The sequence below is a fragment of the Streptomyces sp. NPDC048106 genome, from assembly GCF_040706415.1.
Taxonomy (GTDB): Bacteria; Actinomycetota; Actinomycetes; order Streptomycetales; family Streptomycetaceae; genus Streptomyces.
The window spans coordinates 94107-108762 of sequence record NZ_JBEZND010000009.1 but is presented as its reverse complement, the minus strand read 5'-3'; the positions used below and the strand labels follow the sequence as shown (position 1 = coordinate 108762).

Here is a 14656-nt window from a genome sequence, read left to right as displayed (position 1 = left end):
TGCCGGGTTGGAAGGGCGCGGCTCAGCGAGTGCGAGCGCCACTGGGCGCGGTCGGCGGGACGGGAGCCGTGTGGGCGGTCCTGCTGGCGGCATGGCGCGGCGCGGACGCCGTCCACGCTCCTGGGAACCAGACGGCGGTGTATTGCTCGATGGCGTCGCGGAGCCCTGTGAACTCAGCTCCTTCCCAGGGTGGTTGACCGGCGCGGTGGTACTTGCTGAAGGTGCCGTGAGTGGAGTTGTCCAGGGGCCTGTTGCTGGCCACGTCGCGGCGGTGGAAGGTGCCGTGGTCCAGGAAGCTGAGGGCGACTGCGTCGATCTCGCCGCGGTCCGGGTGGACGACCGCAAGGCGGAGGCCGCCGTAGGTGTCCGCGTAGATGGTGCGGGTGAAGTCGATGCGGAGCCGAAGGTGAGTGCCTGGAGTCGGGGTGGCGAGGTAGGTGTTGCCCACGACGGTGCTGTCGTGGAAGGGGAGGCGGAGTTCGGCGAAGAACTCAGGGGCTTGCAGGGACAAGGAGGATCTCCGGTCAGGTCAGGAGCTTCTACCGGCGCGGGCCTGGCAGGGCCGGTCGGCTGGTGGTGCTCCAGCGCGGGACGCTGGCCGCGGGCAGGGCAGCCGGACGGCGGGATGCAACGGCCCTCTGCACGTCGAGCGGAGTGGGAGCCGGCGGGCCGGGCGGGAGGATCGGGGTGAGCTGGGCCATCCCCTTGATGTAGCTGGAGGTCGCCTCGCGCCACCGGGGCAGGGGAGACGGGTCGGCGACGCACTCGGTGACGGCGGTGAGCAGGGCGACGGGGGTGTCGGTGCTGGCTGTGGCGTACCAGACGGGCCGGTCGATGGACTTGCCCGCCCAGCTGCCAGCGGGCATCGCGCGTGGTCAGTTCGGCTTCCGGACCGAGGTCGCCCGTGGTGAACTCCATGCCGGCGTGCCCGTCCGGGGCCTGGACCGCGAAGACGCCCAGCGCGGACGGTCGATCTGCCAGCCCTGCTTCAGAAGCGGGACGACCGCGAGGAAGGGATCGTGCTCGTCGATTCCGGCGACCGGCCGGGCGAGGTAGGCGTCCGGCCCCTGCTCGTACGCCGTGGCCAGGGCTGTGGTGAACGCGGTCACGAACTCGGTGGGGGTGCGGTCGTTGAAGCAGACGCCCCACGCGGGCGGCCCGAAGGAGTCCTTGTAGGCGTTGATGCGCTAGAGTCCGTCGTCCTCGCCTTCGGGCAGGTAGCCCAGGCGTACGCGCCGGTCGGAGGCACTCACGTACACGTTGGAGTCCTCGTCGTACCGCAGGTCCCAGCCGAGGTCGAGCAGCGGGGCGAGTGCGGGGTCGCCGGTTCCGGTGGTGGAGGCGAGGTGGCGCGGCCAGACGTAGGCGTCGCCGTCGATCTCGTGGTGCGGATCGGGCTGTGGGTTCATCGGTCGGCCCTCGTGGTGACGGTGATCTCGTCGGCGGCGGTGTCGAGGCGTTCGGTGACCTCGGCGGTGGTGCGGCCGGTGACGATGTAGAACCCGGCCCGGGCGGTGAACAGGTCGCCGTCGGGCGGCAGGACGAGCTGGTCGCCGATCTCGCGGATCCACTGCACCTGGCGCAGCCAGGGAGTGTGGGCGGCGAAGGGCTGGGTGATGTGCCGGGCGGTGAGGGTGCCGGAGGCGTCCGGGTAGAGCATGCGGATGCCCGCGGCTGCGCTGCGGGTGGGGGTGAGGTCGGGTGCTCGGCCGCAGGCAAGGTCGGCGGCGGCCCTGGGCAGGTCGATGCCGGTGGCGAGGCGGACGAGGTGGCCGATCATGTCGCCGCCGATGCGCGCGTTGACCTCGATCAGCCGGGGCCTGCCGTCCACGAGGCGCAGTTCGACGTGCTGCACGCCGTCGGCGATGCCCAGGGCCTTGACCGCAGCGGCGGCGGCCGGGGCGACCCAGGGCAGGAGCGGGTCGGCGGCGTCGACGGTGTGGCCGGTCTCGTCGAAGTACGGTGCGGGCCCCAGGTGCTTTCGGGTCACGGCGACTGCCGTGGTCACGCCGCGGTGGGTGACGCATTCGACCGAGACTTCCGGCCCGTCGAGGCACTCCTCGACCAGGACGCCGGTGTCTTCGCGGCTGCGGCTGGCGCCGGCCGAGGCGAACGCGAACGCGGCGGGCAGTTCTTCGGGCTCATCGATGCGGATCACGCCGATGCTGCCCGCGAACGCCGCGGGCTTGATGACCGCCGGCAGGCCGAGGGTCATCGTCGCCAGGCCGGCCTCCAGCAGGGTCCGTGCCTTCATCGAGGCGGCCGAGGGCACCCCGTGGCGGGCGAACAGGGTGCGAGCCGTGGCCTTGTTGCGGCAGGCCCGCATCACCTCGACGGGCGGCGAGGCCAGACCGAGTGCGCGGGCGAGTCGGGCGGTGGCGACGAGGTGCCACTCGTCCCAGGTGACCACGCCAGCAAGGTCGTGGCGCCCGGCCAGCGCCCGGCCGCCGGCGAGCAGCGCTGCGGGGTCGCCCAGATCGACCACGGCGTGGTCGACGATGAACAGCTTCTCCCACGACGGCTCGGTGCCGGTGAGAAGGACGACGTCGTACGCGGCGGCCACCTGCTCCAGGCAGTAGCCGCGATAGGTCTCGTCGCCGGGAGAAACGACGAGCACGAGGGGACGAGCGGACAAGAAGAGGTTCTCCGTATCAGTGGGCGGCGGGACGAGAGGCGAAGGGGTGTCTCAGGCGGCACGGCGGCGGCGCAGCTCGAACGCTGCAGCCCAGCGGGGGTGTTCGCTGATCAAGCGGCGGGCGTAGAGGGCGGTGTAGTTGTTGTTCAGCCCGTCGACTCCGTCAGGGAGCTGGCGGCGCAGGTCCTCGAACAGGTCCTTCAAGCTGACCCGGGTGGCGCCGGCGGCCAGGCGGCGAGCGGCCATGCGTTCGAGGGCCCGGTAGATGTGCGGGTTGTGGGCGTCGAAGGCGTGGAACTGCTCGGTGATGGTGCGGCCGGTCGCGCGGTGCGATCCGAGGGCGGCGATGGACATGCAGTTCTCCACAAACTGGGGGTGCAGCGGGGTCAGGTGCGCAGGGCGGGATCGGTTCGCAGGCGGGCGAAGGCACAGAACAGGCCGAGGGCCTGCAGCGCGGCGCAGATAGTGATGACGTGGCCCAGTGCGTCGGTCGGGGTGAGGGCGGTGAGCACGCCGGCGACGGGGAAGGGCAGCAGGAGGATGAGGATGGTCGCCGACAGGGTGCTGCCGAATTTCTCCGGAGGGATCAGGCGGGAGCGCAGGGTGCGCAGGACGGCCGTCATGCCGCCTTCGCCCGCCATGAGGACCGCGACCAGGACGAGGTAGGACCGGTAGTCGGGGGCCTGGGCAGCGGCGAGACAGCCGAGGGAGGCGAGGGCGGCGCAGGTGGCGCCGACCGGCCACAGGCCGAGGCGGTCGAGCGTGAACCGGCAGAGCGTGACGCTGAGGAGCGTCGCTGCGGCAGCGGTGGACCAGACCAGGCCGACTGCGGTGGTGGACTGCCCGAAGTGCTGGACGACGATCACGGGGCCGGCCGCCTGGAGCAGGCCGGTGGCCAGGTTGGACAGGGTCAGCCCGGTCACGAGCCAGCCGAGCGCGGGCAGCGATCGGATGGTGCGCCACCCCGTGAGCAGTCCGGCGCCGGACTGTCCCTTTGGTGCATGGGCCGGTGTCACGGGTGAGGGAGGGGTGCGCAGGGCGAGCAGCGCGGCAAGCAGCGAGAGCATGGTGATCACCGCGAGCATCGTCGGCGGGCCAGCGAGCAGGAGCACTCCGGCGAGCGCCGGACCGGCCAGGGTCGCTGTCTGGTCGATGCCGAGCAGGACGGCCTGGACACGGTGGGCCCGCCGTCCTGCTCGGCGTCCGGCGGCGGCGCCCGCGGTCTCGGCCGCGATATAGCTGAACTCGGTGAGCACGCCGGTCGTCGCCGCCAGCACCATCACGGTCGCGCTCGCCACGGTGCCGGACGGGCGGAAGTGGAGCAGAACCGCGCCGACGGCGAGGGCCAGCGCCCGGCCCAGGGAGGCCAGGTGGAAGACCGCCGCGGCACCGCGCCGGTCAACGAGCGATCCGGCCCACCCGACCGCAGCCAGCCGCGGGATCCACTCCAGGGCGAAGGCGGCGCCCGTCAGCGCGGCGGAGCGCGTCGTGGCCAGGACGAGCAACGGGACGCCGTAGGTGGACATCGCGAACGCCAACGCGTCCGCCGTGCGCGGCAGGTAGACGCTGCGCATCAGCCCGCCGGTGTGGCGTGCGTACCGGGGTGTGACCGCTGCGCTCACGCGACCGGCTCAGGCTCAGACACCCTGGCCACCTGGGGATTGTCGGCCAGCCACTGGCTCAGGAGCATGCGGCAATGGGCCAGGCCCGCCTCGGCCTTGTCGCCGGTCCGCGGGGAGGGACCGCCGACTCGCTCGGTGGTGAGCGATGGTGCCAACAGGCCGAGGACGTGTCGGATGCGGCTGCTGAACTCGCAGACGGGGGCCGGGACGGCGTGACGCCGGGCCCAGCGGGCCATCGCGTCGTACACGTCGGCCAACTCCGTCCCGGGCTCGGTCAGTTCCAGACCGGTGCCGGGCGCGGTCCGGATGAGACCGTGAGCGCGGGCCATGCCAGACGCACTGCCCAGTTGGTGCGTGGAGAGGTCGGGCAGGATGCCGGCCAGTCGTCGCGGCGGTATGGCGCCGTTGTCGTCGATCTCGGTGACCAGGCGGACCAGGGGGCGCGAGGCGAGCAGTTCGACAGCGTGGCGCACTTCGGCAGCAGTGAAGGGGCTGTTCATCGGCGCGGGCCTCCCGCCGGGATGGCTGCCTGCGGGCGGGCGGTCGTGGCGTGCGAGAAGAGATCACCGTTGTGCCAGGCCGGAGAGGACTGGGGTATCCGGGCGGGTGGGAGTGCCGTGGGGGCCGGCCGTGACTGGCTGCTGAGCCACTGCCTCGGCGCGGGCTCCGCCTGCGGGTGGCCCCAGACCGGGTGCTGGGCCGCCTGTTCGAGGGGCTGCCCGGCGGACCATGCGGACAGGGTGCCGAGCACGGGGCCCAGGCCGTCGCCGGCCGCAGACAGCCGGTAGGGCCGGCCGATGCCGTCGGTGTCGACCAGGCCGTCGGCGACAAGCTGGCGCAGCGGCGGGTAGATGTTGGTCCAGTCGCTGCTGGGCATCACGATCCGGGCCAGAGCCCGGCCGCTGACCTCCTGGCGGGACCTCAGCGCCCATAGGATGGCGGCGGCATGGCGCCGGGTGAGCAGGGTGAGGCTGTCCTCGATCTGCTCGATCGCGGCCAGCGGGCCGTCCGCGTTCTCCAGATGTTCCTCGGCCCAGGTAACGATCAACGGCAGGACCGGCAGCAGCGCAGCGCCACGTTCGGTGTGGCCGTAGGTCACATGCCGTGCGGTGTGTTCGGTGCGTTCGACGAGTCCGGCGTCGCACAGCACCTTGAGCTTGGGGTGAAGCTGGCCGTTCTGCAGCCAGGACACCTTGGCCGCCAGCTCGCTGTAGCGCAGCGGCGGGCCGGAGAGGGCAAGGAGGATCCTCACATTCCAGCGCGGGGTGATCATGGCGAGGGCCTCGGTGACCCGGGCGATGTCGGCGTCAGTGCCAGGGGGCAGAGCGGTGATGGCCAAGGGAGGAACTCCTGGGTGAAGGAAAGGGGGGATCGCCTGCGGTCAGCGGCTGTGCGCCGGACTCGGGGCCGCAAGAGGCGGAGCCGGAGCAGGCGGCGAGGGAGTCGGCGGGGTCGGGGCCGGGACGCGGGCCAGGCTCTGCAGGACGGCGGCGACCGTTTTGACCTGGACCTCGCGGACGGCGACGGCTTCGGCGAGGCGGCGCGCACCGTCGAGGAGGTGGGAGACCTCGTGCGGGCCGATCTGCCGTTCGGGGTGGATGAGCCGGGCGAGGTGGTCGCGGTGGAAGTCGATGCTGCGCTCGGCGAGGGCGAGGTCGTCGTGCATGCCGAGCAGGGCGGAGAGCATGCCGGGCGGCTGGTCCTGGGCGTGGGCTTCGAGGTCGGCGAGCGGTGCGCCGTACAGGTCCTCGATCCGTCCGGCTATGTCGGTGGACGTGGGGTGGAGCAATCGGGGGCTTTCACGGTCGGCGGGCCCGGGCCGCCCCGGCACGCTGGGGTGCCGGAGCGGCAGACGGGGGCAGGGCTGCGGTGGCCCTGAGCTGTGCCGTGCGGAGGGGCCGGGCCTGCTGGGCGGGCGGGGGCATGGTGCGCAGCAGCTCGCCGAGGGCGGCGCGGTAGCCGTCGCGGGCCTCCAGTGCGGCATCCAGCCACTGCGCGTCGAAGCGGAGCTTGTCCGCCGACAGTTCGCCCATGTCGCGGCCCGGATCCATGTCGGCGTGGACGCGGTCGCGGACGCGGGCGACCTGCTCCTCGGTGAGCGCCAGGAAGGACCGCAGTTCCAGGGCACGGGCGAGCGCGGGCGAGGCATCGTGGCCGGCAGCCGCCTCATACAGGTCGGGCACCGGCTTCCCGAAGATCTTCTGCAGGTCGGCGTCCATGGTGCTGGCCTTGTCCCGGCTCATCGGGCGGCCCTTGCCGATCGCCACGCCGTCGCCGGTGCGGCTGTACCCGCGGGCCGGTTGGGGGCGCTGGTCTGCACCGCCGGCCCTGTGCGGGGCCGGCGGGCGAGGCGCTCTGCGGCGAGGTCCTTCTTCGCCGGAAGGTCCGGGTCGAGGAGCCATCGCACGACCAGGGCCCGGCCGTCGCGGGCGGTGACGGCAGCGTTCACCCGCTGGGCGAGGCCCATCGTCGGGTCGTCGACCTCGCTGGGCTGGGTCTGCAGCGCGGCGAGGAGGTCGTCCTCCGCGCGCTCCAGCACCAACTGGGCCTCGACGAGAAGGCCGTGCCACTTGACGACGTCGGTGGCGTCAGGATTCGCGGTCGGCGCAGCGGCGACCGCGGCCTTCAACTGGTCCATGCCCATGCCGAAGCACGCTTCGATCCGTTCCGTGAGTACACCCACGACATCCGCAGAATCCTCGGATATGCCGTCAGACAAAGGGGATCTCCTGTTCTGGAAAGGCCAATCCCTTGGGGACTATGAGGGGCGCCCGGGCCGATGCATGGGGGGAATGCCCGGGGCGCCCGTACCCGGCGGATCAGCCGCTTGCCGGGACGTGCTGAAGTCCGGTCAGCCCAGGCACATACGGACGTCGCGGTAGACGTACGTGCCGGAGACCCAACCCTTGACGCCGGTCGGTGCCGCGCTGGCAGTGGTGGCGGACAGCACCGGCAGCGCGAGTGCGCCGAGCATCGCCGCGGATATGGCCATTCGGGTGGAGCGCATGCGGAAGAAACCTCCGAAAAGGCGTGGGGAATGTGCGGAAGGGCGCCGCGGGGGTTGTCCCGCCGGCTGTATAAGAGTCCGGAGAATCGCCGGTTTGGCCAACCGGCGATCGTCGGCTATGTTGCGCCACCCACGTCGGGCTGAGCGCTCAGCGCCAACGGCCCGGGCGGGCGCGGAGCAGGGGCCTTCGCCACACCGGCCGGGCGGCTGCCGGGACGTACCGGCGGGAGAGAGCCGGCCTCGCCGGCAAGCCGGTCGTCGCGCCACTGCAGGGCCTCGCCCACCGAAGCCGAGGTACTTCTCCTCGTCAGCGTCGAGGTCGTCCAGATCGAAGTCGACTTGGGGGATGGACTTCCAAAGCGGCGCCGGTTCAGTGGGAGACAACAAGAGCTTTTCGGGGGAATTCAGCGCCGCTGCGCCGGAGTGGACGGCGATGTGCCGGGTCGAGCTGGGACCTTCGGCGCCTGCGCCGTGGGGCTCCGGCGGGCGGCGAACAGCGCAGTGCGTCCGGCGTCGGTGAGCGCGACCGGCTGGCCTGCGTGTACGGGGTGGGCGGTGTCACGGGCGACCAGGCCGGCGTCCTCCAGTCGCCGTAGCTTGGCGTGGGGGATGCGGGTGCCGGAGGCGGCTGTGACGGACATCCGGCCGGTCAGCAGGTGTTCGTAGAGCTTGGCGCCGCCGGCGATGGCGAGCAGCGCCGCCTGGTCGTCTGTTGAGAGCTGCTGCGGGTCGGGCGCGGTGGACGCTGCTGCGGCTTCGATGGGTTCCAGGGCGGCGAGCACCGCGCGGGCAGCGGCGTCCCGCGCGTCGGCAGCCTTTTCCAGCTGGTCCGCGGTGCGGTCGATGCGCGTGAGCAGGGAGCCGTCGACGTCGAACTCACCGCTGGAAAGGCGGTTGAGGAGGCACAGGTAGAAGGTGACGCCAGTCTGGGTCTTGGCCAGTTCCCTGTGCCGGTCCACCAGTTGGGCGTGCTGCTCGTCGAGAACGCCGCGGTCGGGGTAGGCCCACAGGGTGTCGATGTCGTGCCCGGTGGCGGCTTCGAGGCGATGGTCGAGCGGGGAGACCGCGCGCCGGGCGGGTGTCGGCGCGAGTTCAGGGGGCATAGGCGGCGCTCCGTGCGTTCAGCGAGTGGGGTGGTGCGCGGGGTTCGGTGCGGGACGGGGCAGACCTGGCGTCGCGGTGGGCGGCGGAGCGGGCCGGGGAACGGGCGCGCGGGTGGTCAGCTGCGGGGAACGGGAGCGTGCCGCGTGGGTGCGGGCGCTCAGCGGCCGGCGAGTCATGCCCAGTCTGCGGCCGACCTCGTCGTAGACGTCGTTGCCCGCGCGCGGCCGGATCGCGACGACGTGGATCTCCTTGTGGTGGGCGGATTCCGCGGGCGCCGGGCGGACGGCGTAGACGACTCGCCAGTCCTTGCGCGCGTCGACGAACAGCTTCCTGAAGCCCTCCAGGTCGCCGTCGAGGCGTAGCCCGAAGCGCTGCGCGTTCACGACTTCCTGCAGGTAGGCGAGGGTGAGGTCGCGGATGTCGCTGGGGGCCTGGAGGAGATCAGTCAGCGCCCGGGGGTCGAAACTCAGTGCGAATGCGGGCTGTCCCTGCCCCGCGGTCATGACGTCGACTCGTCCGGCTCGGCGGGCCCTGCGGCTTGTGCCGTGGCCGCTGTCTCCGTACGCACGGAGGGCGGCGGGCCGGGCAGGAGACGGTGTGCGGGCCGGTCAGGAGAGGTCATGCAGGCCGACAGCGGTCCGCCCGGTGCGCGGATCGCCGCGACGGCGTGGGTGAGGAAGTCCCGGTGCCACACGAACAGACCGGAGAGCCCGGATTCGGGGTCCTTGTGGTGCTGGTAGGCGAGCCACAGGGCATGGAGCCAGGCCACGACGTCGTCGTGCTCCTGCCATTGCAGGCACCAGGGCGCTGCGGTGGTGACCTCTGCTCCGTAGACCGGGAGGAAGAAGTCGTCGACCCAGTCGGACAGCGCGTCGAGTTCGTCCTCGCGTTCCTCTCCGTCCAGTTCCAGGATCGGGCGGGGCTCGGGTGGAGCGGCGGCCGGCGGGCCGCCGAGTCCCGGCATGCCGAACGCGGCGAACGGCGCTCCGCCCGGCGCTGGGGCGGACGCGAGGTGGTCGAGTTGCTGGGCCTGTTGCGCCGACTGCTCCATGAGCCGCCGCACGCTCGCTTCGATTCCCTCCAGCTGCGGATCCGGGATACGAATCGGCTCCAACTCTCCATCGCCAGAAGGTTTTACGGATTCGGGCATTGAGAAGTTCGGCCTCCTACGAGACGCGGAATGAGGGAAATGCGGGGGCGTCCTTGCGCGGCGCCGCCGGCGAATTGCATGGTGCTCCGGCGGTATTCGCCGACGGCTGCGCGTGAGGGCTGGTCGCCTTGGCGGCGGGCAAGGACGCGGCTCAGGCGGTGAGAACCACGTCGTCCTGCGTGAGGGTCGCGCGGATCGTCTCGGTGAGCCGGTCGGCCGCGATCGACGCGTAGTGCTCGGTCTTCTCCACGCCGATGAAGTCCCGGCCTTCCAGCAGGGCGGCAACGCCCGTGGAGCCGGAGCCGGCGCAGAAGTCGAGGACCGTGCCGCCCTCGGGGCTGATCTTGACCAGCTCGCGCATCACCTCGACCGGCTTCTGCGTAATGTGCTGGCGCTTCGCACCCGACGGCTGCGACGCCGAGTACATGCCAGGCAGATAGACCGGGTTCCGGGAGCCGTCGATCGGCCCCTTACTGGCCCAGACGATGAACTCACAGTTCTGGGTGAACCGGCCCTTCTGGGGCCTGGCCTGCGGCTTGTGCCAGGCCAGGACACCGCGCCACAGCCATCCGGCCGCCTGGATCGCGTCCGTGGTGGTCGGGAGCTGACGCCAGTCGGTGAACAGCAGCGCGGTCCCACCGGTCTTCGTCAGGCGGTGCGCTTCGGTCATGATCTGCGTCAGCCAGAAACCGTAGGAGCGCTGGTCCATGTTCTCGCCGGTGAAGTCGGCGAGGTCGTTCTTGGCGTCGGCAGAGGTGTACTTCTGCTTCGCGGAGCGCGTGGTGCGCTCCTTCGCGGTCCGGCCGCCGCTGTTGTACGGCGGGTCGGTGATGACGGAGTCGACGCAGCCGTCCGGAAGGCCGGAGAGAACGGCCAGAGCGTCGCCCTGGTGCAGGGAAAAAGGCAAAGATGAACCCCGATTCGGGTGCGGAAACGCGGAGGGAAAGAACCGCCTCGCGCAGGAGTCCTCGCGGGCCGGAAGTGGGCATGCAGAAGCCCAGGGCCGCAGACCGAGGAGGGCGAGGGGGAATCCAAAAACTGTAGAGGCGAAACCGCCGACGACCAAGAAGTGCCCTGCCGAGGTATCGGTTTCCGGCACCTCACGCCGACTTTTTGGTCAACCGCCGATCCGCGCCTACTGTTTTTGAACCGCCCGGCGCACACCGCCGCTGGCTACTCCCACGCCACACCTCACGGAGGTACCCCCTGCCCTGGCACGCCTAGCTCACCGGCCCGGCCGCACGGAGCGAGCGGCAACTCGCCCCGCACCGGCCCGCCTCCGATCGCCCACCCCGGCCGCCGCGCCCTTCCGAAACGCCTCGCGCACGCGGCACACCGGACACCGCACCCCCAAGGACACGTTCATGACGTCTCACTACCCACCCATGTCCGCTGACCGGCGAGCGGTCCGCTCGGATTGAAGGGGCCCGCCGCCGGCATCGGCGTCGTCTTCCTCTCCCCGATCCTGATCGCCGGCATCGGCATGATGCTGGCCTCCTCGGCCGACGCCGTGCAGAGCAGCAGTTCCTTCACCAGCTGCCTGAGCGACATCGACAGCGACAAGGTCGCCGAGCAGGTAACCAAGATCCTCGACGGCGCGTCCGGCAAGGACGTGCACGTCGAGGGCCTGGACCTGCCCGCCGAGCAGGTCCCCAACGCCCAGACGATCGTGGCCGCCGGCCTCTCCCTCGACGTCCCCAAGAAGGGACAGATCATCGCGCTCGCCACGGCGATGCAGGAGAGCCGACTGCGCAACCTCGCCTACGGCGACCGCGACTCCCTCGGTCTGTTCCAGCAGCGTCCCTCCCAGGGCTGGGGCAGCGCCGAGCAGATCCGCGACCCCACCTACGCGAGCGAGCAGTTCTACAAGCACTTGCTGAAGGTGAGCGGGTGGCAGCAGATGACCGTCACCCAGGCCGCCCAAGCCGTCCAGAAGTCCGGCCTGCCGGACGCATACGCGCAGTGGGAGCAGTTGGCCACCGCGTTGCAGGCCGCCATCGCCAAGACCTTCCCGGGCGGCGGTGACGCGGGCGGCAAGGGCGCGGACAAGGAGCCGTCGACCAGTGCGACCGGCTGCGCGGACGGTTTCGGGTTCGGCCGCATCCCCGAGGGGAGCGTCCCGAAGGGCTACGCGATCCCCAAGGACGCGGATCCGAAGGCCCGTAAGGCCATCGCCTGGGCGATGCAGCAGCTCGGCACGCTCTACCAGTGGGGCGGATCCTGCACGAACGCGCACGGTCCCGACCCCATGGGCCGCTGCGACTGCAGCTCTCTGATGCAGCAGGCGTACGCGCACGCCGGCGTCACGCTCACGCGCACCACGTACACGCAGGTCCACGAGGGCAAGGCAGTCCCTCCCGCCCATCTCAAGCCCGGTGACCTGATCTTCAGCCGCGGTAGCGCCACACGGCCCGAGCACGTCGGCATGTACATGGGCGAGGGCCTCGTCATCGAGGCGCCGCGCACCACCAAGCCGGTCCGGATCACCCCGATCAAGGACTGGACGATCCTCGCCGCCCGCCGCGTCCTCTGACGCCGCACCCGCCCGGCATCGCCCCGGGCGGCCCGGCCCCGCGGCCGCTTCCGCGCCCTGCGCGCACCTCCCCTTCCGCTTTCGCCTTCCCCGCCGGCCCCCGCTGGGCCCGCGTATGCAAGGAGCCCCACCACCCCTATGTCCGTCCTTCTCGCAGACCGCGTCATCCAGCTCGCTTACGACCCAGGAATCTCGCCCAAGGGGGGTGGCCTGCCCGGCCTGAGCGTGCTGAAGAACGTCGTCAACTCGATCAACATGTTCGGGATCATCGCCGTCGTCGGCGCCCTCGCCGTCTCGCTCGGCGTCTGGGCCTGGGGCCACCACACCGGGGGCCACCAGGCCGAGGCCAACGGGAAGAAGGGCGCTGTGATCGCCGCCGGTGCCGCCCTCGGTCTGGGTGCCGCGAACGGCATCGTGACCTTCTTCTCCGGCCTGGGCTCGCAGGTCCATTGATGCGGAAACGATCCCCCTCCCTCTCACTGTCCTCGTACGGCACGGGGTGGTCGGCGAACCGGCGCATCGCGATCGTCGCCGCCGCCGTCGCCGTCCTGCTCGCCATCGCCGGGGTCGTCGCCCTGCTGACCGGAGGCGGGAACAGCCACCCGGCTCCGGATACTGCGGCGCCTGCCCCGGCCAGCAGCCCGTCCTCCTCCGAGGCCGCACCGAAGCCTGCCTCCGGATCCGGGTCGGTGCCCAAGCCGCCGCAGATCTCCGAGCCGGTCGCCTACGCCAAGTCAGCGGCCCGGATGCTGTGGTCCTACGACACCCGTGACACCAGCCGCGACCAGCAGCTCGCCGGCATGCGCGCCTGGATGACCACCGAGACCAAGTACGCCGACTGGGCCTCGGTCTCCGGCCAGGTTCCCGACCCGGTCCTGTGGTCGAGGATGGCCGACCAGGACCAGCACGCAACCGCCCACGTCACCGAGGGCCACTACCCCGGCGCGTTCAAGCAGGCCCTGGCCGAGGACCCCTCCGCGATCACCGAGGCGTACATCTACGTCGTCACCGTCAACGGCAAGCAGACGCTGAGCTGGAAGAAGGGCGGCTCAGGGGCCGAGGACCGGGCCGTGACCCTCGCCGTCCAGTGCCGCCCGGACCACGACTGCACCCTGGCCGCCATCGCTCCGAGCGTCACGCAGTGACCCGCGCCTGAGACAGGAAAGGAGGAGCAACTCCCCGTGGGTTTCTGTGATTACCCCCTGGCCGACAAGTTGTGCGCGGCCGGTGACGCGGTGGATTTCGCATCCGACCCCGGCAAGGCCATCGGTGACTGGATGGCGAAGTCCGCCGGTGAACTGGCCGCCGCCGCAGCCGATCTGGCCGCCGAGGCGGTCGACACCACCACGAAGGTGGATCTGAACGCCGGATGGTTCCGTGACAACTACGAGATGCTGCTGCCACTGGGCCTGGTCCTGCTGGTCGCCGCACTCTGCGCACAGCTGGTCCGGGCCGCCATCCGGCGCGACGGGCAAGCGCTGACACAGGCGTTCACCGGCACCATGAGCGGCGTCCTGTTCGCCTTCTGCGCCATCGCCCTGACCACGGTGGCCGTCGACGTCGTCGACGCCGTCTCCGATGGCCTGTTCAAGACCGCACACCTGAACATCGAGACCGCCGTGCGCCGCATCGTGAAGGTCAGCCAGATCGGATCGCTGTCCGGACTCGGCTGGCTCGTCGCGGTCGTCGCCGGGCTCGGCGCGGCCATCGGCGCCTTCCTCTACTGGTGCGTAATGATGGTCCGCAAGGTCGGCATCCTCGTCATGGTCACCCTCGCCGTCTTCGCGTCCGCCGGCGGCGGCTGGGAAGTCGCCCGGCGCTGGCGCAAGGGCTGGATCGAAGCCACCGCCACCCTCGTGGTCTCCAAGCTCCTGATGACCGTGATCTTCGTACTCGGCATCGCCGCCATGGGCAAGACCGAGGCCAAGGACGGCACCGCCGCCCTGGCTGACGTCATGTCCGGCATCGTGATCATGATCCTGGTGCTGCTGTGCCCGTACGCGGTCTTCAAGTTCGTGCACTGGGCGGCCGACGGCACCGACGGCGAATCCATCCACCGTGCCGGCGGATCCGGTGCACAGATCGCTCGGGCCCACGCCGAGAAGGCCGCCCGCAAGGTCGCCGCTGCCGCAGCCACCGCCGGAACCGGTGGCGCCGCTGCCGGCGCAGGTGCCGCACCCCAAGGCCCCGACGGCGGAGGCTTCCCCGGCGACGTCGCCGCCAACCCGACCGGCGGAGGCGCCGAGGGCAAGGAAAGCTCGCAGAGCGACGGAACGGGTGCCTCGCCCGGAGGCGACGCGGTCAAATCAGGTTTGGAGAAGGCCGTCCAGCCCGCGCCGACCAGGGTGTCCAGCGACACCAGCGGCCAGGCGGGAGGCAGCCCGGGACCTGGCGGATCCGGCACGAGTGCCGCATCAGGGCAGAGCGGCGGTTGGCAGTCCACCCCTCCGATCACAACCCCGCCGCCGCAGGGCGCACCGCCGTCCTCCGGCACGCTGGACGCCCCGTCCAGCGGGGCGAGCGGGCCGCCGCCGCCTCCGACCGGCCTCTGATCCCCTGACCGACCCCCGGGGGCGGGACGTGCACGCTCCCTCCCGCCCCCGGG

At 71.3% G+C, this 14656-nt stretch carries 18 protein-coding genes and 1 pseudogene; 4 read left to right on the top strand and 15 right to left on the bottom strand.

Annotated elements, in window-relative coordinates:
• Positions 1-22: 22 nt before the first annotated feature.
• The 15 genes and pseudogenes from AB0927_RS12040 to AB0927_RS11970 all read right to left on the bottom strand — a co-directional run bounded on the left by AB0927_RS12040 (position 23) and on the right by AB0927_RS11970 (position 10425).
• A complete protein-coding gene (locus tag AB0927_RS12040; RefSeq protein ID WP_366667449.1) occupies positions 23-511 on the bottom strand; it encodes a hypothetical protein in 489 nt (162 codons plus the stop codon).
• Positions 512-539: 28 nt separating this feature from the next.
• Positions 540-1409 (bottom strand): annotated as a pseudogene (locus AB0927_RS12035) (DUF317 domain-containing protein).
• Positions 1406-2635 (bottom strand): ATP-grasp domain-containing protein, encoded by a 1230-nt coding sequence (locus tag AB0927_RS12030; protein WP_366667448.1) that lies wholly within the window; start codon positions 2633-2635, stop codon positions 1406-1408. The pseudogene AB0927_RS12035 and the gene AB0927_RS12030 overlap by 4 nt, the downstream one beginning before the upstream one ends.
• 51 nt (positions 2636-2686) lie before the next feature.
• Positions 2687-2989, bottom strand: coding sequence for a hypothetical protein (locus AB0927_RS12025; protein WP_366667447.1), 303 nt, complete (start codon positions 2987-2989; stop codon positions 2687-2689).
• A 32-nt stretch (positions 2990-3021) separates the two neighbouring features.
• The gene (locus tag AB0927_RS12020; RefSeq protein ID WP_366667446.1) at positions 3022-4257 is read right to left on the bottom strand and encodes an MFS transporter; all 1236 of its coding nucleotides are present in this window, start codon (positions 4255-4257) and stop codon (positions 3022-3024) included.
• Positions 4254-4757 carry a regulator gene (locus AB0927_RS12015; RefSeq protein ID WP_366667445.1) on the bottom strand — a complete coding sequence of 168 codons (504 nt, stop codon included), beginning with the start codon at positions 4755-4757 and terminating at the stop codon, positions 4254-4256. Before AB0927_RS12015 ends, AB0927_RS12020 begins: the two co-directional genes overlap by 4 nt.
• On the bottom strand, positions 4754-5596 hold the full coding sequence (locus AB0927_RS12010) for a helix-turn-helix domain-containing protein (RefSeq protein WP_366667444.1): 843 nt from the start codon (positions 5594-5596) through the stop codon (positions 4754-4756). The genes AB0927_RS12015 and AB0927_RS12010 overlap by 4 nt, the downstream gene beginning before the upstream one ends.
• A gap of 42 nt (positions 5597-5638) precedes the next feature.
• The gene (locus AB0927_RS12005) at positions 5639-6046 is read right to left on the bottom strand and encodes a hypothetical protein (RefSeq protein WP_366667443.1); all 408 of its coding nucleotides are present in this window, start codon (positions 6044-6046) and stop codon (positions 5639-5641) included.
• A gap of 10 nt (positions 6047-6056) precedes the next feature.
• The gene (locus tag AB0927_RS12000) at positions 6057-6500 is read right to left on the bottom strand and encodes a hypothetical protein (protein ID WP_366667442.1); all 444 of its coding nucleotides are present in this window, start codon (positions 6498-6500) and stop codon (positions 6057-6059) included.
• Positions 6497-6976, bottom strand: a complete 480-nt coding sequence (locus AB0927_RS11995; RefSeq protein ID WP_366667441.1) for a hypothetical protein — start codon at positions 6974-6976, stop codon at positions 6497-6499. The genes AB0927_RS12000 and AB0927_RS11995 overlap by 4 nt, the downstream gene beginning before the upstream one ends.
• A 132-nt stretch (positions 6977-7108) precedes the next feature.
• Complete coding sequence (locus AB0927_RS11990; protein WP_366667440.1) at positions 7109-7264, bottom strand: hypothetical protein; 156 nt, start codon at positions 7262-7264, stop codon at positions 7109-7111.
• Between the two features lie 404 nt (positions 7265-7668).
• A complete protein-coding gene (locus tag AB0927_RS11985; protein ID WP_366667439.1) occupies positions 7669-8367 on the bottom strand; it encodes a hypothetical protein in 699 nt (232 codons plus the stop codon).
• A gap of 18 nt (positions 8368-8385) precedes the next feature.
• Positions 8386-8871, bottom strand: coding sequence for a hypothetical protein (locus tag AB0927_RS11980; RefSeq protein ID WP_366667438.1), 486 nt, complete (start codon positions 8869-8871; stop codon positions 8386-8388).
• Positions 8868-9419, bottom strand: a complete 552-nt coding sequence (locus tag AB0927_RS11975; protein ID WP_366667598.1) for a DUF4913 domain-containing protein — start codon at positions 9417-9419, stop codon at positions 8868-8870. The genes AB0927_RS11980 and AB0927_RS11975 overlap by 4 nt, the downstream gene beginning before the upstream one ends.
• A 250-nt stretch (positions 9420-9669) precedes the next feature.
• The gene (locus AB0927_RS11970) at positions 9670-10425 is read right to left on the bottom strand and encodes a site-specific DNA-methyltransferase (RefSeq protein WP_366667437.1); all 756 of its coding nucleotides are present in this window, start codon (positions 10423-10425) and stop codon (positions 9670-9672) included.
• 510 nt (positions 10426-10935) lie between these two features.
• Between AB0927_RS11970 and AB0927_RS11965 the strand changes: the two genes are divergently transcribed.
• The 4 genes from AB0927_RS11965 to AB0927_RS11950 all read left to right on the top strand — a co-directional run bounded on the left by AB0927_RS11965 (position 10936) and on the right by AB0927_RS11950 (position 14603).
• Positions 10936-12051: a C40 family peptidase gene (locus AB0927_RS11965; protein WP_366667436.1), complete on the top strand. Its 1116-nt coding sequence runs from the start codon at positions 10936-10938 to the stop codon at positions 12049-12051.
• Between the two features lie 138 nt (positions 12052-12189).
• On the top strand, positions 12190-12504 hold the full coding sequence (locus AB0927_RS11960; RefSeq protein ID WP_366667435.1) for a DUF6112 family protein: 315 nt from the start codon (positions 12190-12192) through the stop codon (positions 12502-12504).
• Complete coding sequence (locus tag AB0927_RS11955) at positions 12504-13196, top strand: hypothetical protein (RefSeq protein WP_366667434.1); 693 nt, start codon at positions 12504-12506, stop codon at positions 13194-13196. Before AB0927_RS11960 ends, AB0927_RS11955 begins: the two co-directional genes overlap by 1 nt.
• 36 nt (positions 13197-13232) lie before the next feature.
• Complete coding sequence (locus AB0927_RS11950; RefSeq protein ID WP_366667433.1) at positions 13233-14603, top strand: ATP-binding protein; 1371 nt, start codon at positions 13233-13235, stop codon at positions 14601-14603.
• Positions 14604-14656 lie beyond the last annotated feature (53 nt).

What these genes read in the sequence shown, in the direction of transcription:
- AB0927_RS12000 (WP_366667442.1), bottom strand. Translation starts at nt 6,500, where the DNA reads ATGAGCCGGGACAAGGCCAGCACCATGGACGCCGACCTGCAGAAGATC.
- AB0927_RS11990 (WP_366667440.1), bottom strand. Translation starts at nt 7,264, where the DNA reads ATGCGCTCCACCCGAATGGCCATATCCGCGGCGATGCTCGGCGCACTC.
- AB0927_RS11975 (WP_366667598.1), bottom strand. Translation starts at nt 9,419, where the DNA reads ATGGAGCAGTCGGCGCAACAGGCCCAGCAACTCGACCACCTCGCGTCC.
- AB0927_RS12015 (WP_366667445.1), bottom strand. Translation starts at nt 4,757, where the DNA reads ATGAACAGCCCCTTCACTGCTGCCGAAGTGCGCCACGCTGTCGAACTG.
- AB0927_RS11960 (WP_366667435.1), top strand. Translation starts at nt 12,190, where the DNA reads ATGTCCGTCCTTCTCGCAGACCGCGTCATCCAGCTCGCTTACGACCCA.
- AB0927_RS11985 (WP_366667439.1), bottom strand. Translation starts at nt 8,367, where the DNA reads ATGCCCCCTGAACTCGCGCCGACACCCGCCCGGCGCGCGGTCTCCCCG.
- AB0927_RS11955 (WP_366667434.1), top strand. Translation starts at nt 12,504, where the DNA reads ATGCGGAAACGATCCCCCTCCCTCTCACTGTCCTCGTACGGCACGGGG.
- AB0927_RS12025 (WP_366667447.1), bottom strand. Translation starts at nt 2,989, where the DNA reads ATGTCCATCGCCGCCCTCGGATCGCACCGCGCGACCGGCCGCACCATC.
- AB0927_RS11980 (WP_366667438.1), bottom strand. Translation starts at nt 8,871, where the DNA reads ATGACCGCGGGGCAGGGACAGCCCGCATTCGCACTGAGTTTCGACCCC.